Annotated in this window: 22 protein-coding genes and 1 tRNA gene; 15 read left to right on the forward strand and 8 right to left on the reverse strand. The window is 43.7% G+C overall.

What is annotated here, in order from left to right:
* The first annotated feature begins 26 nt into the window (after positions 1-26).
* The 10 genes from KDK67_RS01425 to rpl12p all read left to right on the forward strand — a co-directional run bounded on the left by KDK67_RS01425 (position 27) and on the right by rpl12p (position 8,651).
* Positions 27-1,391, forward strand: a complete 1,365-nt coding sequence (locus KDK67_RS01425; RefSeq protein ID WP_250867062.1) for an NAD-dependent succinate-semialdehyde dehydrogenase — start codon at positions 27-29, stop codon at positions 1,389-1,391.
* 25 nt (positions 1,392-1,416) lie between these two features.
* Positions 1,417-2,211, forward strand: coding sequence for a class I SAM-dependent methyltransferase (locus tag KDK67_RS01430; RefSeq protein WP_250867063.1), 795 nt, complete (start codon positions 1,417-1,419; stop codon positions 2,209-2,211).
* Positions 2,212-2,336: 125 nt separating this feature from the next.
* Positions 2,337-3,776, forward strand: a complete 1,440-nt coding sequence (locus KDK67_RS01435; RefSeq protein ID WP_250867064.1) for a D-aminoacyl-tRNA deacylase — start codon at positions 2,337-2,339, stop codon at positions 3,774-3,776.
* 91 nt (positions 3,777-3,867) lie between these two features.
* A complete protein-coding gene (ftsZ, locus tag KDK67_RS01440; protein WP_250867065.1) occupies positions 3,868-4,974 on the forward strand; it encodes a cell division protein FtsZ in 1,107 nt (368 codons plus the stop codon).
* A 195-nt stretch (positions 4,975-5,169) separates the two neighbouring features.
* Positions 5,170-5,367, forward strand: a complete 198-nt coding sequence (locus KDK67_RS01445; protein WP_250867066.1) for a protein translocase SEC61 complex subunit gamma — start codon at positions 5,170-5,172, stop codon at positions 5,365-5,367.
* A 4-nt stretch (positions 5,368-5,371) separates the two neighbouring features.
* Positions 5,372-5,836, forward strand: a complete 465-nt coding sequence (locus KDK67_RS01450) for a transcription elongation factor Spt5 (protein WP_250867067.1) — start codon at positions 5,372-5,374, stop codon at positions 5,834-5,836.
* A 77-nt stretch (positions 5,837-5,913) separates the two neighbouring features.
* On the forward strand, positions 5,914-6,399 hold the full coding sequence (locus KDK67_RS01455; protein WP_250867068.1) for a 50S ribosomal protein L11: 486 nt from the start codon (positions 5,914-5,916) through the stop codon (positions 6,397-6,399).
* Between the two features lie 250 nt (positions 6,400-6,649).
* Positions 6,650-7,291 carry a 50S ribosomal protein L1 gene (locus KDK67_RS01460; RefSeq protein WP_250867069.1) on the forward strand — a complete coding sequence of 214 codons (642 nt, stop codon included), beginning with the start codon at positions 6,650-6,652 and terminating at the stop codon, positions 7,289-7,291.
* Positions 7,288-8,307 carry a 50S ribosomal protein L10 gene (locus KDK67_RS01465; RefSeq protein ID WP_250867093.1) on the forward strand — a complete coding sequence of 340 codons (1,020 nt, stop codon included), beginning with the start codon at positions 7,288-7,290 and terminating at the stop codon, positions 8,305-8,307. Before KDK67_RS01460 ends, KDK67_RS01465 begins: the two co-directional genes overlap by 4 nt.
* 44 nt (positions 8,308-8,351) lie before the next feature.
* Positions 8,352-8,651, forward strand: a complete 300-nt coding sequence (gene rpl12p, locus KDK67_RS01470; RefSeq protein ID WP_250867070.1) for a 50S ribosomal protein P1 — start codon at positions 8,352-8,354, stop codon at positions 8,649-8,651.
* Positions 8,652-8,791: 140 nt separating this feature from the next.
* On the opposite strand, the gene KDK67_RS01475 is transcribed toward rpl12p, so the two are convergent.
* Positions 8,792-9,820, reverse strand: a complete 1,029-nt coding sequence (locus KDK67_RS01475) for a DUF7544 domain-containing protein (RefSeq protein WP_250867071.1) — start codon at positions 9,818-9,820, stop codon at positions 8,792-8,794.
* A gap of 43 nt (positions 9,821-9,863) precedes the next feature.
* Entirely contained in the window at positions 9,864-11,321 is a 1,458-nt protein-coding gene (locus KDK67_RS01480; protein ID WP_250867072.1) for a DEAD/DEAH box helicase, read from the reverse strand.
* A 595-nt stretch (positions 11,322-11,916) separates the two neighbouring features.
* Between KDK67_RS01480 and KDK67_RS01485 the strand changes: the two genes are divergently transcribed.
* From KDK67_RS01485 to KDK67_RS01495, 3 genes are all read left to right on the forward strand, one after another.
* Entirely contained in the window at positions 11,917-12,891 is a 975-nt protein-coding gene (locus KDK67_RS01485; RefSeq protein WP_250867073.1) for a radical SAM protein, read from the forward strand.
* Positions 12,892-13,077: 186 nt separating this feature from the next.
* Complete coding sequence (locus KDK67_RS01490) at positions 13,078-14,994, forward strand: sodium:solute symporter family protein (protein ID WP_250867074.1); 1,917 nt, start codon at positions 13,078-13,080, stop codon at positions 14,992-14,994.
* Positions 14,995-15,098: 104 nt separating this feature from the next.
* Positions 15,099-16,037 (forward strand): DUF5803 family protein, encoded by a 939-nt coding sequence (locus tag KDK67_RS01495; protein WP_250867075.1) that lies wholly within the window; start codon positions 15,099-15,101, stop codon positions 16,035-16,037.
* 3 nt (positions 16,038-16,040) lie between these two features.
* Here KDK67_RS01495 and KDK67_RS01500 read toward each other — a convergent pair whose 3' ends face one another.
* The 3 genes from KDK67_RS01500 to KDK67_RS01510 all read right to left on the reverse strand — a co-directional run bounded on the left by KDK67_RS01500 (position 16,041) and on the right by KDK67_RS01510 (position 18,776).
* Positions 16,041-16,787, reverse strand: a complete 747-nt coding sequence (locus KDK67_RS01500; protein ID WP_250867076.1) for an MBL fold metallo-hydrolase — start codon at positions 16,785-16,787, stop codon at positions 16,041-16,043.
* Between the two features lie 6 nt (positions 16,788-16,793).
* Positions 16,794-18,086 carry an ATP-binding protein gene (locus KDK67_RS01505; RefSeq protein ID WP_250867077.1) on the reverse strand — a complete coding sequence of 431 codons (1,293 nt, stop codon included), beginning with the start codon at positions 18,084-18,086 and terminating at the stop codon, positions 16,794-16,796.
* A 129-nt stretch (positions 18,087-18,215) separates the two neighbouring features.
* On the reverse strand, positions 18,216-18,776 hold the full coding sequence (locus KDK67_RS01510) for a DUF5817 domain-containing protein (RefSeq protein WP_250867078.1): 561 nt from the start codon (positions 18,774-18,776) through the stop codon (positions 18,216-18,218).
* A gap of 90 nt (positions 18,777-18,866) precedes the next feature.
* Here KDK67_RS01510 and rimI point away from each other — a divergent pair, with 90 nt between their 5' ends.
* Positions 18,867-19,286 carry a ribosomal protein S18-alanine N-acetyltransferase gene (rimI, locus tag KDK67_RS01515; protein ID WP_250867079.1) on the forward strand — a complete coding sequence of 140 codons (420 nt, stop codon included), beginning with the start codon at positions 18,867-18,869 and terminating at the stop codon, positions 19,284-19,286.
* On the opposite strand, the gene KDK67_RS01520 is transcribed toward rimI, so the two are convergent.
* Positions 19,287-19,946 (reverse strand): undecaprenyl diphosphate synthase family protein, encoded by a 660-nt coding sequence (locus KDK67_RS01520; RefSeq protein WP_250867080.1) that lies wholly within the window; start codon positions 19,944-19,946, stop codon positions 19,287-19,289.
* 41 nt (positions 19,947-19,987) lie between these two features.
* Positions 19,988-21,175, reverse strand: a complete 1,188-nt coding sequence (locus KDK67_RS01525; RefSeq protein ID WP_250867081.1) for a redox-regulated ATPase YchF — start codon at positions 21,173-21,175, stop codon at positions 19,988-19,990.
* 156 nt (positions 21,176-21,331) lie between these two features.
* Between KDK67_RS01525 and KDK67_RS01530 the strand changes: the two genes are divergently transcribed.
* Positions 21,332-21,403 (forward strand) — tRNA-Arg (locus KDK67_RS01530).
* Between the two features lie 85 nt (positions 21,404-21,488).
* On the opposite strand, the gene KDK67_RS01535 is transcribed toward KDK67_RS01530, so the two are convergent.
* A complete protein-coding gene (locus tag KDK67_RS01535) occupies positions 21,489-21,665 on the reverse strand; it encodes a hypothetical protein (protein WP_250867082.1) in 177 nt (58 codons plus the stop codon).
* Positions 21,666-21,720 lie beyond the last annotated feature (55 nt).

A 21,720-nucleotide genomic window follows, 5' to 3' on the forward strand; every position in this document is an offset into this window, starting at 1 on the left:
AATCAAATCAGAATTAATTACCCTCCATGAAAAAAATAACATCTATCAATCCTACAAATGGGACTGTTAATGGTGAATTCGAATTTCATTCTCTTGATAAGATCGACCTTATCCTTAAAAGATCGAACGAAGCATTCCAGTACTGGAGATCTCTGGAAGGGGCTGAAAGGGCTGTGTATCTTGAAAATGTTGCAAAGGTACTTCGAAACGATAAGCGTGAACTGGCAGAGACCATCACAATGGAGATGGGGAAGCCTATCAGACAGGCACTTGCAGAAGTTGAGAAATGTGCCGGCATGTTCGACCACTTTGCTGCTAACATCTGTTCTTTCCTTGAACCTGATATTGTGAAAGAGAGTCCTTCCGCCTTTATCTCATACGAGCCAATGGGGGCCGTGCTTGCTATCAAGCCTTGGAATTTCCCCCTCTGGCAGGTATTGAGTGCTGCTTCACATATTCTTGCAGGCGGGAACACGATGGTTCTAAAACACTCCGGTTATGTTCCGATGTGTGCTCTTAAGATCGAATCTGTTTTCGAAAAAGCCGGATTTCCAGAAGGTGTTTTCCAGACACTTCTTGTGGATGGCCCTACTGCTTCTTCGTTGATATCGAGGCCGGAAATTGCAGCGGTAACCTTTACAGGAGGGTTGCCTGCCGGTCAGAAGGTTGCTGAGGTCGCGGGTCGCAACATGAAGAAATGTGTGCTCGAACTTGGGGGTAGCGATCCTTTCATTGTGCTGGGGGATGCAGACATTGAAAAAGCTGCAAAGGCAGGGGTTGCCGGAAGGTTCCTCAATAGCGGACAGACCTGCATCTCTTCCAAACGTTTCATCATTGAAAGTTCAATAGTTGCTGAGTTCACATCTGCATTTGTGGAAAATACACGTAAGCTCAAAATAGGCGACCCCCTGGATAAGGACACTGATATTGGTCCTCTTGTACGTGAAGGGCAGGTCTCATTACTCGAAGGGCAGATAAAGAATGCCGTTTCAATGGGGGCAAAAGTGGAACTTCAAGGCGGTAGGGTTGAGGGAAATGGATATTATTTCTCTCCGGTAGTGCTGTCGAACGCATCTCTTGATATGCAGGTCATGAAGGAGGAAACGTTCGGTCCGGTTGCACCGATAATTTCAGTGGAGAATGAGTCCGAAGCTCTGGATGTTGCTAATGCCACAGAGTTTGGTCTGGGTGCAAGTATCTGGAGCAGTGATAAAGAGAAAGCATCTTTACTTGCATGTCAGGTACAGTCAGGGGTAGTTGGTGTAAATGGTCTTTTCAAACCGGAAGCCGACCTGCCGTTTGGTGGAGTTAAAAAAAGCGGTATTGGGAGAGAACTCTCTCGATTTGGCTTCTATGAATTTATGAACATCAGGTCTACTGTGTTATTTTAATAAAATGCAGGTGGATATTCATTCAATGAGCATGATCCAAAAAATAGCTGACATTCCTGAAGAACTCCTTTATCAAGTCCCCAAGCGATTCGATATTGTCGGTGATATTGCGGTTGTTTCTGTTCCTGCTGAGCTGGAGCTCTACAAATTACCGGTGGCAGAACATATTGCTTCAACGAGGGGAAATATTCGCGGAGTGCTCAATAAGGTTACCAAGCTTAAAGGTGAGCATCGGGTTGCCGGATTCGAGGTTTTGTTAGGGGATATTCCAGTCATTATTCATGAGGAGTTCGGTTTCAGGTACAGGATGGACCTGCGTGAAGTTTTCTTTAACGGAAGGCTTGCGTTCGAAAGGCAGAGGGTGTCTTCAAAAGTGAGGGCAGATGAAGATGTCATTGTTCCGTTCTGTGGTATTGGTCCTTTTGCTATACCTGCTGCTGCAAAGGGTGCAAAAGTAGTTGCAATTGAAAAGAACCCTCATGCATGTAGGTGGCTTTTTGAGAATGTGCGTTTGAACAATGTTGATGGGAACATTCATCCCATTCTGGCGGATGCATCGGATATCGGCAGTTTTCTTAAGGCTAGGTTTGATCGTGCTATTATTCCCACTCCGTATGGTATGGATGATTTTCTTGAGAAGTTGTTACCTTTTGTGAGAAAAGGTGGGAATGTTCATTTTTATGCTTTTAAGAAACAATATCAGATAGAGGAATTGATGGGGCAGTATTCTGATATGGGTCTTGATGTTGTTGAACATCGAAGGTGTGGAAATATTGCGCCGAGTATTAGCCGTTGGGCGTTCGACATGGTCAAAGAGTGATAATTTTCCAGTACTTTTTGTGAGTCCATTAATTATCATTTCTTAATGGGATGGGTGTTCGTTCGTGAAGGCCTATAAAGTGAAAAAGAGTTAGTAAAATTCAATTGTTCATTGGAGTTATTTTTATGACGGAAGATAATGAGGTTCAGAGTGCTGATATGAGTATTGTTATAGTTTGTTCTACTGTGGATCCGGCAAGTCAGAATATAAAAGAGCATTTGCTAAAGCTCAGAGATTGGGTTGAAGTGAGTGTGAAGGAAGGTATTTTTGATGATCTTTCGGCGGTGTATCGGAGTGGGAATTTTCATATTGTCGAGGTTACTGAACATCATATTTATCAGGATGGAATCGACAGGAAGATCAAAGAGGCAGGTTTGCCATGCGAGCTCATCATTTTCGCTTCCAAACATAAAAGTGCTGATGGTAGGAGGCTTTTGACTGCACATTTTACGGGAAATCCGGGTTCTGCTGATTTTGGAGGGTATCCCGGTGAGCTTTCTAAGGCTGCTCCGTTCGCGCTCCGTTGTTTGCTTAGGAATATGGCCGAGTTGTCGGAGGGCATTGGGTTCGATGTTTCGATGGAGTCCACTCATCATGGTCCTTCTGATCTTGATGTTCCTTCGGTCTATGCAGAGATCGGTAGTTCTGAGGTGGAGTGGGTCGATCGGGATGCGGGGGAGGTCGTTGCACGTTCTATCCTTTCCGTGAGGCAGGGAAGTTGTCCTGTGGCTCTTGGATTTGGGGGTGGGCACTACGCTGCAAGACAATCCGGGATCGTTCTGGGCTCGGATGTTTCGTTCGGTCATAATTTCCCGAACTATCAGCTTCAATTTGTTGATGGGGATATGTTCAGGAAGGCAGTTGAGAGGTCGGGTGCAGATCTTGTGTATTGTGACAGGAAGGCGATGTCCTCTGATGAGAAGATACGGATTAATGAGCTTGCAGATGAATGTGGGCTTGAGGTATTGAGGGAAAGTGACATAAAAGAGATGGACGGGGTCTGCTGGGATGTTTTCAGGATATTTTGGCATAAGGTTCGGGATGAGGGTCTTTCCGGGCGGGTTAAGGTCCCTGCTGGGATGAAAGATAAGTTGAGTGAGAATGCTTGCGATATTTTTGAGTTCGATGTGTCTAATGTTGTTACTGTTGTAGTTGACAATGAACTTCTCAAATTGGTAAGGTCTGTTGATATAGGTGGTGTGAAAAGGTTGCTTAATATGTCGAATGTTGTCTATTCGGAACGCGATGATGCAACAATATCAAATCATTTCTATACTTTCTGGAATCGTGATGCAGAGAACTTCCTTACCTTTATTGTAGATGAATGCATTAAAATACTAAAAGGGCGTTATGATACTGAATACGTTTTCGAAGAAAATGTGTTGTATATTTCGGATGAGAGATTCAGTCCTGAGCTCGCGCGAAAGTGGGGAGTTCCTTCCGGTCCTATGTTTGGGAAACTGGCAAAAGGTCAGTCCGTTATGATCGAGGGAAACACTATCCGACCAGAAATGGTCCATGAGAGAACACAGAAGAGTCTTGTGTTAAGGAATGCGATCTTTTGAACGATGTAGATAAATATAATACTAATCTCTATATATTACGAATATCAATATTCCATACATTTGATCATGTTGCTATAGTGGAGGATATGTTATGAAATCCATAGTAGAAGAGGCATTAGCTCGATCTGTAGAAGAGACGCAAATCCGTTCCGGCGGCGCTTCACAATCTGATGATATTAATGCGGAACTTGAGGCGATGCTGAAGGATCTGCAGACTAACATCAAGGTTGTAGGATGTGGCGGAGGGGGTTCGAACAGCGCTCAGCGTATGCAACAGGAAGGCATCAAAGGTGCTGAAGTCGTTGCTGTGAACACGGATGCTCAGCATCTTTTGAATGTTACTACCGATAGGAAGATCCTTATTGGTAAGAAGAAGACAAGGGGTCTTGGTGCAGGTAGTCTGCCTCAGATCGGTGAGGATGCTGCACTTGAGAGCATCGATGAGGTGCGTTCGATAGTGGATGGCTCCGATATGGTGTTCATTACTGCAGGCCTTGGTGGCGGTACCGGAACAGGTTCCGCTCCAGTTGTCGCAGAGGCTGCAAGGGATGCTGGTGCTTTGACGATCGCTGTGGTCACTCTTCCATTCTCCGTAGAGGGGCATGTAAGGCGTGAGAACGCAGAAGCAGGTCTTGAAAGACTCCGGGATGTCGCTGATACTGTCATTGTCGTTCCGAACGATAAACTTCTTGAGGTTGTTCCAAGGTTGCCATTGCAGGCAGCGTTCAAGGTTTCCGATGAGGTTCTGATGAGGGCTGTGAAAGGCATTACAGAGCTTATTACAAAACCGGGTCTTGTGAACCTTGATTTTGCTGATGTAAGGACCGTTATGCAAAACGGTGGCGTTGCAATGATAGGTCTTGGTGAGGCCGATGGTGAGAACAAGGCTGTAGAGTCTGTTCAGAAAGCATTGAGGAGTCCTCTTCTTGATGTGGATATCTCCGGTGCGACATCTGCTCTTGTGAATGTTGTCGGTGGTCCGGATATGACCATTGCAGAGGCTGAGAGCGTTGTTCAGGAAGTATATACCAGGATCGATCCGAATGCAAGGTTGATCTGGGGTGCCCAGGTGGACCCTGATCTTGAACATTCAGTGCGTACTATGCTTGTCGTTACTGGTGTGAGATCCCCCCAGATCTACGGAAGTGGGAATTCCAAGAACGTGACGCGGAAATACGGGATCGATTTCGTAAAATGATCAGGGGATCTATCTCCTTATCTTTTTAATTTGTTCTGTATGATACGGTGCTGTTCAATCGAAAGGTATTTTATTTAGTACGTTATTTAAACGCCACTAAATTTTATAGTCGAATCGATCGTTGACGAATTGTATCGTATCAACTCGTACATATCAATAATACTAAAACTGGTTGTGAAAAGTTTGGCAGAGAATATGTTAAAATCGGCTAAGATAAACCGCAATGTCGCTCAGGTCCTCAAGTCATATCTTAGGGTACTGAAATTATCCAAGAAGCCTTCCAGAGAGGAATTCCTCATGATCGCTAAGGTCGCTGGTGCCGGAATTCTTGCGATAGGCTTTGTTGGTTTCCTTATTTATGTGCTGTTGACCGTAGTTCCACAGTGGGTGTAACTTTATGGGTGAAAATGCCGCTATATTTGTTGTAAAGACAACTGCAAATCAGGAACGTTCGGTTGCTGCTATGCTGGCTCAGGTTGCAAAGAAGGATAATCTTGATATCAGGTCAATAATTGCTCCTGATGAGCTCAAAGGTTATGTACTTCTGGAATCTTCCGATTCCGGAGCCGTGGAACAGGCGATCCAGACAGTTCCTCATGCGAGGACTGTTGTAAAAGGTCAGTCTAGTATAGCGGAGATCGCACATTTCCTTACGCCAAAGCCAACCGTTACAGGTATTACGGAAGGTGCTATTGTCGAAGTGACCTCTGGTCCTTTCAAGGGCGAAAAGGCACGTGTGAAGCGTGTTGATGAAGGCCATGAAGAGATCACTGTGGAACTGTTCGATGCAGTCGTACCAATACCTATAACTATTCGTGGTGATACTGTACGGATACTTAGGAAAGAGGAAACAAATTCCTGAGTGAATAGATTCTATTCATAGATCTAATCTATAAACTTATTTAATTAATTTATAAAATTTAAAAAGGTGTTGCTCGAATGGCAAGTGTAGTAGAAGCATTGGTTCCTGGCGGTAAAGCAAATCCCGGTCCTCCACTGGGCCCTGCGTTAGGACCTCTTGGTGTTAATATTAAAGACGTGATCGAAAAGATCAATGAAAAGACAAAAGATTACAATGGGATGCAGGTTCCTGTTAAGGTTATCGTTAATGACGATAAGAGTGTTGAGATCGAAGTGGGTACTCCACCAACATCCGCATTGATCCTTAAGGAACTTAACATCGAAAAGGGTTCAGGAGAGTCCGGTACCGTTGTTGTTGGCAATCTTGAGATCGCACAGGTCGCAAAGATCGCACGTATGAAGAAAGACGATATTCTTTCCTATTCGCTTAAGGCTGCAATCAAAGAGGTCATGGGGACCTGTGTTCCTATGGGTGTAACGATTGAAGACCTTGATCCAAGGGAATGCCAGAAAGCTGTTGATGAGGGCAAGTTCGACGAGTCTCTCGCAGCAGAAGCATGGTAATTAAAGAGATACTAGTATCTTTTTAATATCTATATCAAATTCAAACAAGTTGGTCAGTCTTTCTGGCTGACCGACAAGTTTTAAACAGATGCTTCAATATTGAAGCTTCGTAATTGAGATGAGAATCTCCTTACTTTACCGTAGTAGGCCGGAGCGGCCGCAGAGGCGGGTATGCAATTATTGTATGCCTACCGGATGCAGATGCTATCTGTGTCAGAACATATGTTCAATAACTACGGGGAGGAATAGAATGGTAGAAGAAACTACTTTAGATCTAGTAAAACAGTTAATTGAAGGTTCCCCGGAACGTAAGTTTTCCGAGAGCTTGGATCTTGCAATTAACTTAAAGAATCTCGATATGAGTCAGCCTAAGAATCGTGTAGATGAGGAGATAATCCTTCCTAACGGCCTTGGTAAGACCATGAAGATCGCTGTTTTTGCAAAGGGTGAGGTTGGACTCAACGCAAAGGATGCTGGCTGTGACTATGTCCTTACGGAAGAGGATATCAAGGAGCTCGGCGAGGATAAATCAAAGGCAAGAAGTCTCGCAAACGAGTGTGATTTCTTTATCGCAGAAGTCCAGTATATGGCTCAGATCGGTAAAGCCCTTGGTGCTATTCTTGGTCCTCGCGGAAAGATGCCTGTACCATTGACCCCTGACAGGAACGTTGCTGATCTTATCAACAGCACAAAGAACTCAATACGTATCCGATCAAAGGATAAATTGACGTTTCACGTGTCAGTTGGTCGCAGGGATATGGCTGTCGAGAAACTTGCAGAGAACATCGAAACAGTTCTTGGTAGAGTAGAACATTCTCTTGAGAAAGGTAAACACAACCTTAAATCAGTCTATGTTACAACTACTATGGGTAATTCTGTGAGGTTGGTATAATGGGAGAACTTCACCACAGTGAACACATTCCTCAATGGAAGAAAGATGAGATCGAGGAAATTAAGAGTCTCATTGAATCATATCCATTGTTTGGTGTTATTGGTATTGAAGGAATTCCTGCAAAGCAACTTCAGTCAATGAGAAGGGACCTAAAGGACTTTGCAGTCCTTAAAGTTTGCAGAAACACTCTAACAAGAAGGGCACTTGACGAGTCATCTGATGATGTCAAGAAGATGGATGATTATGTTGATGTGCAGACCGCACTCATATTCACAAAACAGAACCCTTTCAAACTCTACAAGTTGCTTGAGAAAAGTAAGACTCCTTCCCCTATTAAAGCGGGAATGGTAGCTACTAGCGACATTATTGTAGAGGCAGGCCCAACAAGCTTCCCACCAGGTCCTATACTTGGTGACATGCAGGGTGCAGGTATTCCTGCAGCTATTGATGGCGGAAAGGTTGTCATCAAGGAAACAAAGGCTGTTGCAAAGGCCGGCGAGGTTGTATCTCAGAAACTTGCAGCTATGCTGACAAGGTTGGAGATCTATCCACTTGAAGTCGGTCTTGATCTTAGGGCAGTTCTGGAAGAAGGTTCTATCTTCACTCCTGATGTACTTGCTATCGATGAGGAACAGGTATTCTCCAACTTCGTACAAGCAGCTCAGCAGGCATTCAATATGTCTGTCAATGCAGCATATCCAACTGCTATGAACATCAACACATTGCTTGCTAAGGCGGCATCCGATTCAAGGAACGTTGCAGTCAATGCTACCGTTTACGAGCCAGGAATCATGGATATTCTGCTTGGTAAGGCATACAGCAAGATGATGGCGATCGCTTCAGCAGCATCCTCCAATGATGATGCTCTTGACGATGAGCTAAAGGAAGCACTCGGTGCAGCAAGTTCTGCTGCAGCTGCAACAGCAGTCGAGGAAGTTGTTGAAGAGCAGGAAGAAGTCAAAGAAGAAGAAGAGGAAAGCGACATGGCGTCCGGTCTTGGAGCACTCTTTGGATAAACTAACTATCAAATATAATATTAATAACTAAAAGGTGAATTACAATGGAATACATATACGCAGCACTATTATTGCACAACGCAGGTAAAGACATCACAGAAGAATCCGTCTCCGCAGTACTCTCTGCAGCAGGCACAGAAGTTAACGAATCACGCGCAAGGGCACTTGTTGCAGCACTCGAAGATGTAGATATCGAGGAAGCAATGGCAACCGCAGCATTCGCACCAGCAGCAGCAGCAGCAGCTCCAGTAGCAGCAGCAGCAGCTGAGGAAGCACCTGCAGAAGAAGAAAAAGCTGAAGAAGAAGAGAGCGGCATGGCTGGTCTCGGCGCACTCTTTGGCTAAGCTATTTTCAAACCGATACTCGCATTATGCGAGTATCAATTCTTTTTTTAATATAATTTCAATTTTGTGATCCTTTCATTCGGTTCTAAAAAAGTGTCTGAGATTTATCTCTGACAATTTGAAAGCTCAACTTATATTCGTTAAGCTCGTTCTTCGCTATTTTCCAAAACATCAAATAATGGGATGTTCATTCCGGGGTCCCATTTCTCAATGAATGTAAGCACATGGTATTTCATAAAGACCCGTAAAGGCACTGCTCCCATCATCGAGACCAGTATTAACAGTATGATCTCTATAAAAACGATAGGTGCAATAATTATCCATGCTGTTTCTCCTAGCATCATCGAAAGAACGAAATAGATAACTGCATCGATGATAAGAAATAGCAAGATCGGTATCAATATCAATAAAAAAACAAGAATTATGACAGCTATACTACCGAATGCCCACAGGAACATCCTTCCGATCCAGTATGCAAACATTTGTTTCCAATCGCGCCTGAAATTTGCGATAACTCTTTCCAGAGATTCAATAAATCCTGTGGAACTGTACATTGCAACAGGGATACAAAGAACGATGAACGAATTAATTATACTGCTTATTATGGAGAGAATTATTAATACCGCAATGAGGCTGGGGCTGGAAGTTATCAAAAGGGGTAGTAGGTTTGTTGAAGGATAATGTAAGATCTGCATTATGATGGGCAAAGCCGTCATCAGAAATATTCCCAGGTATATACTTCTCAGTGCCAGCCTTAATATGAATAGGTTCAGTCCCATGCGTAGGAACTTAGCTGAATATTCCCAGAATCGAACGTCATTCTTTGTGACGGATTCCACAAGAACGAGGTCCATAACTGAAGCAAAATATCCAAAGAGCAATACCAATACTAAAATTATTATGAATGCTGCGATCACCCATGACAGATCTGGCATCGGCATCTGATCTATAAATGAGCTCAATGTAGGGATTTCAGAAAAAGGAGATGAGGGTGTATCTTGGAAATCTGAATTTGAAGAAGGTCCGTTGTAACCTTGCCCTCCTCCTCCACTTGCCAGAGCTATAATAATGGCAAGTTTTATCCATTTCCATATATCAAATGGCTCAAGTAGTGCGACCCGTGTTCTTTTAAAAGCCACGTCGACCGCATCTACTACAAACCAGCTCATGCAAATAAATACTCTACGGTGTTATAAAAAATAACCGGTTAGGTTATTCTCTCTTCTTTTGAACGCCTGTCCTTTTCTTAAAACCGGTGCGTGCTTTGTCTCCGCTGCTGCCACCGCTACCACGGTCGCCACTTCTGCCGCCGCTGCTACCGCTACTGCTACGACCTCCGCTGCTGCCACCGCTACCACGGTCACCACTTCTGCCACCACTGCTGCCACCACTGCTGCCGCCGCTGCTGCTACGTCGGTCACCGCCGCCACTGCCACTGCTACGGCCTCCACCGCCATAGCCGCCACTGCTACGACCGCCACCTCTTCCGCGGTCTTCTCTTCTGCCTCGGGTCTCGCGATGGTCCCTTGGGCCCTTGCCATCATCTTTTATGAGTACCCTTTCGAATTTCGGTAAGTCTTCCCGCTCGATCTTGAAATTGCGGTGCATTTTAGAGAGCCTTGTAAAGCCGCCCTTATCCACATCTGCGACCACATTGATGACCTTTCCTTCTCTTCCAGCCCTTGCTGTTCTTCCTATCCTGTGAACATATTCACTGGGGTCATCTGGAATGTCGAAATTATAAACATGGGACACATGAGGAATATCCAGTCCTCTGGCAGCGACATCTGTACACACAAGTGCATGTGCATTGCTGGAATGGAACTTGCTCAGTGTGCTCTTTCTCTTTGCCTGTGTATGTCCGCCATGGATGGCTATTGCATCAATGTCATTCTTTCTCAGGTTCTTCTGTACGAAATCAACATTGCTTCTCGTATTACAGAAAACCATCACAAGTCCTGATTTTTCAGTCTTCAGGAGATGTACAAGAAGTGAGAACTTCATCTTCTTAGGAACGTCAATATATACCTGTTTCAGTTTATCTGAATCCACGTATGCCTTCGCAAATACCTTTGAAGGGTTATTCATGTATTTGCTTGATAAATACTGGATGTCTTTGGAAACAGTTGCTGAGAACAGCATTGTCTGCCTGTCAGAAGGACATTCGTCGATGATCATTTCAACATCATCAATGAATCCCATGTCAAGCATTCTGTCCGCTTCATCAAGGACAAGCATCTCAACATCACCGAGGTCGATAGTTCCTCTTTCGATATGGTCTAATAATCTTCCTGGGGTTGCAACAACAACATCCGCTCTTTCCAGTTGGCGTATCTGTGGGTTGATAGCTACACCGCCGTATATTGGTGCTACTCTCAATTGTTTATGTCTGGAAAATTCCTTCAATGAGTTCTGAACCTGCTCAGCCAACTCTCTTGTTGGTGTAAGGACCAGTGCTCTGATTCCATTTCCTTTTTCTATCTTCTGGATGATTCCACATCCAAAAGCGAGCGTCTTACCTGATCCGGTAGCAGCTCCACCTATTATGTCTTTTCCTTCAAGGATTAGAGGGATGGCCATTTCCTGAATTTCAGTAGGGGCTTCAAATTTCTTGTCCTCTATCGATCTTAAGATCGCATCCTCGATACCTAATTTTTTGAATGATTCCATGATGATTACCTGTTAATTAACGCTTAAAAAAAGACTGAATGCCTTTATTTTACTATTTCCCATCACAAACCATTTCAAAAAATTATTGGGATGTTGATAATGATGGGCTATATTCTGACGTTTTTAAGTAGACTTCTCATACATCTTTCTACTTATAAACATTGTCCTAAAATTCGAATATTCTGATCATTAATACGAAGATTTTCCCGGAATGCTAAAAATGAACGTATTGCCCTTCTCATCTTCAAACTCTATCAAGTCATTGAGCTATGTATCTCAACAAAAAACCCTATCAAGACCAGTGTTTCTTCTAATGTTATATTGCTTGTATATCGGTCCTGTTCTTCATTGAGTTCACTAAAAACATTAGTCTGGACCATATAAGGAAAGCCGATGGACGTATTGAGGGATGCTCTATGTTCCTGGCTCATGTTTGCAAGTGAAATACTTTTTATTATGCTGCTTGACCCAATATGCGATCTCTCCTTAATACTTTCTCCATCTAATTTTCTTTACAAAATTGTTGATATGTATGTGCCAAGTTTTATCAACTCCTTTACAAGATATAGAGCACCAAAATTGAGCACTGATTATCATGTCCAAGTTTTCACCAACTATAGCTGCACGTGCTGTCTGGCAGATGAGGGTTCGCAAACGACCTTTTGTTCTTTCGCATGCGATCAATTCCAGATGCAACATGAGTTGTAAATTCTGTGAGTACTGGAAGAACCCCGGGCAAGAAATGAGCCTTGATTCGATATTCAAAATGCTTGAAGATGCCCGCTCGTTTGGTATCGGTGTCTATAATGCATGGACTGTAGAACCCCTTCTTCGTGATGACCTTCCCCAGATACTTAGGTTTGCCAAAGAACTTGGAATGATCACCTCTCTTATTACTAACGGCAAACTTCTCGAGAAAAGGATAGGCGATCTTAAAGACCTTGATTATCTCTCGGTATCCGTGGATGGCACCAAAAGTTACAAAGAGATCAGAGGGGTCGATCTTGATGTTCTCCTTAACACTATAATGAATGTGAAGGATAAACTTAAGAATCCGCTTCTTATGAACTGTGTAATAAGCGGGAAGAATCTCGATGATATTGAAGAGCTTGTACAACTTGCACAGGACATTGGGGTAAAGATATCCTTTGAGCCGATGTATGAGTTCAAAGGGATCGATGATGATGTCTGGTCATCGATGGGTATTCGTGACATGGATAAATATCGGCGCACTATCGATCGTGTCATCGAGATGAAAAGACAGGGCTATCCAATAATCAATTCCATAAGTTATCTTTCAATGATAAAGGACCTCAAAAAAGGATTCAATTGTCATGTCAATAATTTCATTCTTGATGTGACCCTCGATGGTTCCATTGAGAATTGTCGGGTCCACAGGGAACCTCTGGGAAATATCAATGAAGGAATTGCAAATGTTTGGAAACGTTCACGTTCACAGCAGCACGAAGTGACCAAAAATTGTGAGGGATGTTTCTTCTTCGGTTATGTTGAGAACAGTATGATGTATGACATGAACCTCGAGGTAATGCGTCACTATGAATGGATGTAAATGTCCTTTCAGTGACCGTATCTGCCAAATTTGACAAAATAATCTCTTCTTCTTCTTCTTTTAGAAAGGACTTATATATTAAATAAGGTATGTTCCTTGTATCCTGTATGGGGTATTAAATATATATTAATGGTTCAAGGTACTGCATTCATGCGGGCTTAAATTTAATTATCAGAGGTTTCAATTATGGATGGATATCAATTGTTTATGGCAATGCTTGCAGTTTACATATGTGGACTCATAGGCATTGGTTGGTACTTTACAAAAAGGCAGAAAACAGTAACTGATTTCTGGCTGGCAGGACGTAAGATCGGCACAATAGGAATAGGATTTTCCTCTGCCGCATCATGGCTGACCGCTGGTGGAATATTAGCAGTTATTGGTTTCTTCATGCTACTTGGAATGGGCTCCATTTGGGGTTTTGTAGCTCCTAACATTCTGGCATTGCTTATAATCGCCATTTTTGTCAAGAAGTTCAAGAATCTACCTGCTATCACACAGGCAGAACTTCTTGAACAGAGGTACAGTTCTGCAATACGTGCTCCTGTGGGTATTATTATCACTATCGTAATGATCCTTTTCGCAGTTGCCGATATCAAAGGATTCGCTCTTGTGTTGCAGATATTCTATGGTCTGGACCCGATATATGCGGCACTCATCGTTGCTCTTGCCGTTTCAGCTTATGTGACCCTCGGTGGTCTCAGTGCGGTAGTATGGACCGATGTTGTGCAGTTCGTTTTCCTTTCCATCTTCGCTCTTGCAATGGCGTTCCTGGCGATCGGGACAGCAACTTCCGGTTCAGCGGATATCTCTTCCGCATCAGACCTGATCTCAACTGTGCCCACAGACTGGTGGAATCCGTTCATCATAGGCATTCCGATGGTGCTGATCTTCGTTTTCGCTATCATCCCTGGATGGATAACAGAACAGGACCCATGGCAGAAAGTATGGGCAGCTAAAGACTCGACCTCTGCAAGGAATGGTCTTGTACTTGGTTCTTTCCTTGTAACAGTAGTATTCACCGCATGTGCGTTCATTGCTATTGGACTGAACTCACTGTATCCTGAGATATCTGCGATGGGTTTCCCTATGGGGATGGCACAGGCCGAACCTGCACTTCTGACATTCATTGTCGAAACATTCTCACCTGCTGTGATCGGGCTTAGTGCAATTGGTCTTGCAGCAGCATCAATGTCCTGTGCGGATACTTTTGCAACTTCAGGTGCATCATGTGTTTCACGTGATATCTACCAGAGATTTATCAAACCGGATGCTACAATGAAGCAGATGCTCACTATTAACAGACTGAGCGTTCTTTTCATCGTTGCAGCAGCAACAGTTTCCTCGTTCTTCATAAACAGTATCATCGATGCAATTCACATTGCAACTTTCATCGCAAGTGCATCCTACTTCTTCCCTCTCATGGGTGGACTTTACTGGAAGCGTGCGACAAAAGAAGGTGCATTAGCAGGGCTTGTTATCGGTGCTGTGGCACAGATATCATTTACTGTGTATGACCTTTTAATGACCGCACCTATGGCACCCTCATATCTTGAGACAGTACATCCAATTCTCATGAGTCATGGTGTGATCGTAGGAATGGGATTGAGTGGAATTGCTTTCTTCGGCGTATCCCTTCTGACAAAGCCATCGAATGTCATCAATCTTGCTCCGTTCTTTAAGGATGCAGCAGAAGAATTGGCAAGCCACGATGCACAGAAGGTCGATGATCAATCCTCGGAATATAAGAATTTCCTCAAGACCCTCGATGAACAGATCACCGGGGAACGTGCACACCTGCATTTGAGGCTTGAAGCTTCAGCCACAGTGAACTGGAGCAAGTTCGTAGGACAGCTAAAACAGGCTTATCCTGTATGGGTAACTCCTACCGGACTTGATTCTGTCTACAGGCTCATCCAAGCTGACATGCTTGCCTGTGTTTCTATCACACGTGGTGAGAATGAAAAGGAGATCTGGTTCGCATCAGAACCACCAGTCGATTCTGTTGAAATGCAGAAGATAGAGGTCTTTATTGCATTCAAAGAAGTATCAAAAGCTCTCGAAGATGTTGGTATTCTCCTGAGCATACCGAACGAAGACTAAGCATATTTAGGTCACACTCCCTTTCTGGGAGTGCCTCTTTTTTTCAACAACCTTTTTTAGTAATGGTGTCCATTATTTTTTGAACAACTTTTGCGATGTGTATCATGAAAAGATTAGCAATAACATTGGTATTGGTCTTTATTCTTGCAATAATGTCATCAGGTTGCATCAATGAGCTTGCTCCTGTGACTGATAATAGTAATGCAACGGTAGAAGCTTCTGATTATGAACTGGAGGTCTTTCATAGTCCTTCCGATAAAAGTGAAGATCTGAATACGACCACTTTTTACCTTTCAAGGAATGGAAGTACGAACGTTGTTTATATGGTGGCAGAAACCTCGGTGATAGAAATCGTTCCAATGGAGGATGTTTTCAATACTGGAGGCGATATTCTTTCCAACGTTGTGATCCTTGCGGACAGGTTCGAAAATGTTTCTGCTTCAGCCGAGACCTTTGAGATGTTTGCATCATCTTCTCCGAAGGACCTTCCTGTTTTCAACTATACTCTTGAGGATGAGGTAATTCGGGGACAGAAACACTTTGTCATGGAATTCGATGAGAACATTACCGGGATCGTTGCTTTTGCTCTCAATAATCCAAAAGGGCAGGATTTCATGTATGTTCCCACTCATGATTCAACGGTAAGATTTGTGCTACCCGAAGGTTACACTACCGGCAATCCCTTCGTTGGAAAGGTAATTCCCGGCACAGATGATCGATACATCGATGAACAAGGTCGTGAAGTTCTGGTCTGGTATGACCTTCATGCAAAGTCCGGTACTTTTACAAATATGGCAAGGGAATATCTTAAGGTCGAGATCTCTGAAGAAGACCTTCCCTACAGGACCGTGATGATAAAGTTCTATTCGGAATCTGCGCCAAGGTTGCTTTTGATAGGTACGAGCATCCTATTCGGTGGGGTGTTGCTGGTACTTGGAAATTACCTCTCCGCAAGAAGGAAACTCCGTAAAGAAAGGAAATCCATTGAAGATGCTTTCATTGAGAAGAATGCAGGGGATGGGAAGGGCGGAAATAAAAAGTAATGATCAAAGGATAAGTTCCATTCCGTCATATCCCAGTGGATATGTTTTAACGGCTTCATCGTGAGGTTTGAAGTAATGGCTTAAATGGGTCATTACAACCTTTTTTGCGTTGATCCTTTCAGCCATTCCCATGGCTTCCTTTGCATCCATGTGTTTCTTTACATGGAATCCTACATCATGGGGTATAATGGCATCCACTATGAAAATATCAGGGTTCTGTATAATCTCAATGCTTTTTTCAGGGATGTTCTCATCAGTATCCCCGCTGATGACCACTTTTTTGTCACCTTCACATATCATCACGCCCACCGCTTTCTTTGCAGGGGGGTGGTTCACCTCGAAAAGTGTGAACTCCATTCCTATCAGTTCAAAGGACGTATTCAGCGGTATGTCATGCCGTTTTGGTCTGAGGAATGAGACATAATCAAGAATATAGTCCAGCGTTTCTGTTACTCCATATACATCCACATTGTACTGGACACGATGGAATTCTCCGAATCCGGTATAATGGTCATAGTGGCCATGTGTCCATATGACGCCATCGACATGCTTGAGCCCTTTTCGCAACATCTGCTCCCGCATGTCCGGACTGGTGTCGATCAGGACTTTACCTTCATCTGATTCCACGAGTATGGAAAACCGCAGACGGTTGCTCTTGGTTCCCTTTATTGCATCGATACATGCGGGACAATCACAACCGATGACCGGTGTTCCGGGAGCATCTCCTGTGCCCAGAAGTGTTATCTTCATGAAATATCAGACGCCTCCCTCATTTACCACGTATTCATCGGACTTGATGTTGGCACGTTTGTTGAACTTGAGGACAGCATTGAACAGATCATCCTGTGAGATGACCGTTCTCTCTCCCACAAGAGCATTGAGTACACTTTCCCTAATGACCATTCTCAGGTCAGAACCGGAGTACCCTTCTGTGAGTGGTGCTATCTCAGCATTGTCGAAGTCCCCTTCTATGTCCTTGGTCACGATATCCAGGATAGCTTTTCTCATATTTTCGTTTGGTAATGGGAAGTTCATTATCTCATCGAATCTTCTCCATGCCGCAGAATCCAGCATTCTGGGGTGGTTGGTCGCTGCCATCAGGAGGACTCCGTCATTGGTCAGACTGATGCTATCTATGGCCTTAAGAAGGGTGTTGACAGCTCTCTTCAATGCCGCATGTTCATCGGATGCCCTTGTCTTTGCAACGAAATCGAACTCGTCGATGAAAAGTATGCATGGGCTCAATCGCTTTGCAAGTGCAAACACTCTATCGATGTTCTTTGCGGTCTCGCCAAGGTATTGATCGGTTATCATGGACAGCCTCACCTCGACAAAAGGTATTGAAAGGCGTTCGGACATTGCTTTTGCCACGGATGTCTTTCCAGTGCCTGGTGGACCTACCATCAGGATCTTTCCGATGTCATACAATCCTATCTTTTTAAGATGCTCGCGGTATTGTATGGCCTTGACTATCTTTTCGATCTCTTCCTTCTGATCTTCTGTAAGGACCATATATCTCATCGGCTGGGCAATATCCTCCGGGGCGATTATTTGCACCAGCTTAAGCATATCTTCCCCGCCTTCTTCTTCAGATATCTCGCTTTTGAGGGATTCTATCCATTCCCTGTCAACTTCTTTTGGTTTTGTTGCAGCCCGTGCCTTTTTATAATTGGCAATCTCGGAACTCTTTTTCTCTTCGTAGTAATATGCCAGGGCCGGGTTCGCATCTATTCTTTCGCCTGCTGACTCCTGTTTATGGAACCAGTCTGCTCCCACATCAAAGGAAGTGAACTTCATTTTTGATGTGAGCTCATCGATGTCGATAAAAGGCAATGACAGAACCTGTCCTTTAAGCTCTTTGATGGCAAAAAGCCCCTCAATGTCCTTGCGGGTTACAGTGATAGGCTTTGGCACTCCTTTGTGCGTGCGGCTCCAGTAGTTCTTCCTTATGCTCTTCGGAAGATCATTCACATCCATTTCCGGATATTTGTTGTAGATCTCTGCTGTAAGTAGCAGTTCTATAATGTCAAGTGTGGTCGTATCGGACATATTCTAACCTTGTAATTGTGAAAGGACTTTTGCATTCGCCCTGTGGGCAGTCCATTGAACTATACTATTATGTGGTTATTTTAGATATATCTTATGTGTTCTGAATGAAAAAGATGTATAAAATTCAATTCATTGGACAATTTTAACATGCCCTTTTTTTGGGAAGTATATCTGTGCTGAACTTCTCATCTTTTCAAGGGTATCCTTGAATTTTGCTTCATCAACGTCCATTTCTAAAGCAATGGAGGAAAACTCGGACACTTTCATTCCTTCTGGTCTGCTTTCAAGGATGGACATCATGTCCTTTTCCGCATTATTCTTTTTTCTGCGAACATTATCGATTGGAGTCTTGATCTTGGATAATGTGTTCGGTTTGAATGTTTTATCCATATTTTTGGATCTTGATTCATCATCTCTGGGTGGCGATAATGAACTAAGTTCCTTTCCAAATGTGGGACATTTGAGGTCGTTCATCGTTGTGCTTTGCTTTTCCCCGATAAGCTGTGCCTGTATCTTTGTGCGCACAGCTCTTGCTTCTTCAATGTCTTCACCCGTATGGAACACCCGTAGTTTCCTTATCTGTAGGGTAGTTCCGCAAAGTTGACATTTTGTGGTCTTTGCACTTTTATCTTCTATGAGCTGTGCAGACCTGCGACATTTAGGGCAGGCTATCACAGAATAAACTGGCATCACTGACTGGTTGTCCTGTCTTCTATAAGTATAGAACCCTTTAGGATATTTCCAGATATTTATAATCCATGACGCCCATACTGGCATTATATGATAAGAACCGCCACAAGGTCGGATCTGCCGGCAGTCGTAGATATAGAGAACCTGTCCTTTGCTGAGCCCTGGGACATGCGTACATTCAGGTCTTATGTTCATCATCCCGGTTTTATTGTGTTCGAGGAAGATGGTTCGATCTGCGGGTATGCGATCCTTGTCGTAATAGCGGATGATGCTCATCTGGCAAGTATTGCGATACATACGGAGTACAGGCGGATAAATATCGGTTCTTGTCTTTTAGATAGCTGCATGCTGCTTGCAAAGGTGAACTCTTTTCCTCTTGTACGGCTGGAAGTGAGGGAGAAGAACAAAACTGCACAGGATTTCTATCTTGCCAATGGGTTCGAGGCGGTAGCGACCATTCCTGACTATTATCCTGACGATAATGCGATTGTTATGGAAAGGAGAACTTGATCATTTGCCAAAGCGGCGCTGTCTTTTTTGGTAATCCCTTATGATCCTAAGTATGTCCATTCTTCTGAGGCCGTGCCAGTTCACATCGGTAAAATAGAGTTCAGAATAAGCGGATTGCCATAGAAGAAAATTCGAAAGGTGCTTTCCGCCTGCACGAATTATAATGTCGGGCTCTTCGCGTACTGTCAAATGGGATTCGATGGTATTTTCATCGATGTCCGCAGGTCTCAATCTCTCATCTTTCACATCATGAAGGATGGAAGTGATCGCCTTTGTTATCTCGTTCTTTCCGCCAAATCCGACAGAGAAATGTACCCGGTGGGTGTCACCTACTTTCTTTTCGATAAGCTCTCCTTTTTCATTGTATATGTCGAATCCAACATTTTCAGGCAAAGGGGCCATTATCTCTTTCAATTCATCCAAAAGCAGCGATACTATCTTTGTTTTTGCTTCTTCTTTAACATCAAGGACATCCACGTAAATACTTATTATTTTGATCTCAAGGGCAAAACACCATTTCAGGAATGCACCCAGTTTCTCTTTTCCGCTATCATCAAGCAGATCGGATTCTGAAAGTATCATTGTGATATGTTCTGGTATTTGCCCTTGCATCCCGTTGATCTGGTTCAACAAGTATCGTTCGTAGAGTGCCCTTATCATGTAACGCCAGCTTTATCCTTATTATTGAATGGAACTTGTACTTATTTTGCAGTTGAGACTATCTTTACAACATCGCCGTTTTTCAGCTCATGCTTTTCTCCGAGTCTCATCTTTGTTTTTCCGTCAACAGCATAGAGGAACCGGTCTCCGATATCAGTGTGGACACGGTATGCCAGGTCGTGTGGGGTAGAACCTTTCTTCATGAGGAAAGCGTCAGGGAGCATTCTGTCGTTCTTGTCTGCCCATTTTCCTTCATCTTCCACCGGATATACCACTATCAGTTCAAGAAGGTCAAAAACGGCTCTGTTGATGCACTCCTGTATGCCGGCTCCACCGGTTCCTAGGGTGGTGATCATCTCTTTCAGGCTTTGAAGTCCTTTTTTCTGTGCTTCGTTGACCTTGTCGGAGATTATCTCGAAATCCATGTCTCCTGGGTTATAACTTATTATGCCGTTCTTTGCAGCTGATCTCAATGCAAGTTCTGCTGCAGCACTTGTGGGTACTACCATGATGTCAAGTTCTTCGAGAGCTTTTATGTTCTCCTCAGGCGCGACATCTATCTTGTTGGCTGCTATCATCGTAGGTTTGGTGATGGCACGTATGGTCTCACAAAGCTTTGCCATATCTTCATCTGTCCACTGGGTGCATTCTTCAGGCATTTTGCAAGCAAGCAGGGCCTGGCGTGCTTGGGATTCATTGACACCTGCACCCAGGAGCTGGTCTGAAACGGCCTGTTCCATCTTCATGCCTTCGGCCCTTATCTTTCGTGAAAGCTTGTCCCAGTTCTTTTTCAGGATACCTGTCATCCACATTGCTATCTCGCGGTTCAGGAAGTTAACATCCTCCAGTGGATCGTGCTCTCCTATGTCCACAGGGTTTCCTTCGATATCTGTGCCTCCGGATGCGTCTATTACGTGTATTATGGCCTGTGCCTGTCTAAGCTCGTCAAGGAACGTATTACCAAGGCCGCGTCCCATGTGTGCATCGGGTACAAGTCCTGCGACGTCTATGATCTCAATAGGTACGTACCTTATACCGTCCTGACAGTTGCCACAGCGTTTGTCCCGTTCTGTGCATGGGCAGACTGCCCTTACATAAGTTACTCCTTTGTTCGCATTGATTGTGGTGAACGGATAATTCGCTATCTCGACATCTGCAAGGGTAGCAGCTTTGAAAAAAGTTGATTTACCTGCATTTGGTTTTCCTGCAAGGCCTATGGTCATTGACATGCTTTACCAATCATCCTTGAAGCATTTAACTTTTGTTAATGGGAGCCAGGCAATGGAAATGCTTTATGAAGTTGCTTCTATGAAGTTGCTTCTATGAAGTTGCTTCTATGAGTAATGTTTATATTGCAGGAAGTTATTAGGAAGTCTGTCTAACTTGTCTCGGTAGGGTAGAGGATATCCTTGGGGCTTGCGGAGCCTTAGACCCGAGTTCGATTCTCGGTCGGGACGTACCAGATCTATTTGGAAGTCAAAGACTTTTACTCTGCTTGGAGTATTTTAATTAACTTCAAGCGGGGTCTTGTTTTATATCAATTTAATCATGAAGCTTGTAAGTTACAAGTTCATAAACGTGCTGATCTTCATAACTGCCAGTTTGTTTACGCAGGATCCGTTTTTTGTCATTGTTATTATTGCCTGTCCGGTAAAGCACATGTAATGGTGGTTTGCGATCATCGCCATCACAGTGTAATGTGGTTTTGGGTCGCTTCACTTATTTTTCAGTTTATCACATACTTTTCTACATTCTAATACTGGTTATACTTATA

Source organism: Methanococcoides seepicolus, assembly GCF_023684405.1.
In the GTDB taxonomy this organism is placed as follows: Archaea; Halobacteriota; Methanosarcinia; order Methanosarcinales; family Methanosarcinaceae; genus Methanococcoides; species Methanococcoides seepicolus.

Bases quoted from the DNA above. Each gene is read 5' to 3' on its own strand.
- KDK67_RS01505 (WP_250867077.1), bottom strand. From the start codon at position 18,086: ATGTCCGATACGACCACACTTGACATTATAGAACTGCTACTTACAGCA.
- KDK67_RS01445 (WP_250867066.1), top strand. From the start codon at position 5,170: ATGTTAAAATCGGCTAAGATAAACCGCAATGTCGCTCAGGTCCTCAAG.
- rpl12p (WP_250867070.1), top strand. From the start codon at position 8,352: ATGGAATACATATACGCAGCACTATTATTGCACAACGCAGGTAAAGAC.
- KDK67_RS01475 (WP_250867071.1), bottom strand. From the start codon at position 9,820: ATGAGCTGGTTTGTAGTAGATGCGGTCGACGTGGCTTTTAAAAGAACA.
- KDK67_RS01525 (WP_250867081.1), bottom strand. From the start codon at position 21,175: ATGTCAATGACCATAGGCCTTGCAGGAAAACCAAATGCAGGTAAATCA.
- KDK67_RS01450 (WP_250867067.1), top strand. From the start codon at position 5,372: ATGGGTGAAAATGCCGCTATATTTGTTGTAAAGACAACTGCAAATCAG.
- KDK67_RS01500 (WP_250867076.1), bottom strand. From the start codon at position 16,787: ATGAAGATAACACTTCTGGGCACAGGAGATGCTCCCGGAACACCGGTC.
- rimI (WP_250867079.1), top strand. From the start codon at position 18,867: ATGATAAGAACCGCCACAAGGTCGGATCTGCCGGCAGTCGTAGATATA.
- KDK67_RS01425 (WP_250867062.1), top strand. From the start codon at position 27: ATGAAAAAAATAACATCTATCAATCCTACAAATGGGACTGTTAATGGT.
- KDK67_RS01520 (WP_250867080.1), bottom strand. From the start codon at position 19,946: ATGATAAGGGCACTCTACGAACGATACTTGTTGAACCAGATCAACGGG.
- KDK67_RS01480 (WP_250867072.1), bottom strand. From the start codon at position 11,321: ATGGAATCATTCAAAAAATTAGGTATCGAGGATGCGATCTTAAGATCG.
- KDK67_RS01495 (WP_250867075.1), top strand. From the start codon at position 15,099: ATGAAAAGATTAGCAATAACATTGGTATTGGTCTTTATTCTTGCAATA.
- KDK67_RS01455 (WP_250867068.1), top strand. From the start codon at position 5,914: ATGGCAAGTGTAGTAGAAGCATTGGTTCCTGGCGGTAAAGCAAATCCC.
- KDK67_RS01430 (WP_250867063.1), top strand. From the start codon at position 1,417: ATGAGCATGATCCAAAAAATAGCTGACATTCCTGAAGAACTCCTTTAT.
- KDK67_RS01460 (WP_250867069.1), top strand. From the start codon at position 6,650: ATGGTAGAAGAAACTACTTTAGATCTAGTAAAACAGTTAATTGAAGGT.
- KDK67_RS01435 (WP_250867064.1), top strand. From the start codon at position 2,337: ATGACGGAAGATAATGAGGTTCAGAGTGCTGATATGAGTATTGTTATA.
- KDK67_RS01485 (WP_250867073.1), top strand. From the start codon at position 11,917: ATGTCCAAGTTTTCACCAACTATAGCTGCACGTGCTGTCTGGCAGATG.
- KDK67_RS01510 (WP_250867078.1), bottom strand. From the start codon at position 18,776: ATGCCAGTTTATTCTGTGATAGCCTGCCCTAAATGTCGCAGGTCTGCA.
- ftsZ (WP_250867065.1), top strand. From the start codon at position 3,868: ATGAAATCCATAGTAGAAGAGGCATTAGCTCGATCTGTAGAAGAGACG.
- KDK67_RS01490 (WP_250867074.1), top strand. From the start codon at position 13,078: ATGGATGGATATCAATTGTTTATGGCAATGCTTGCAGTTTACATATGT.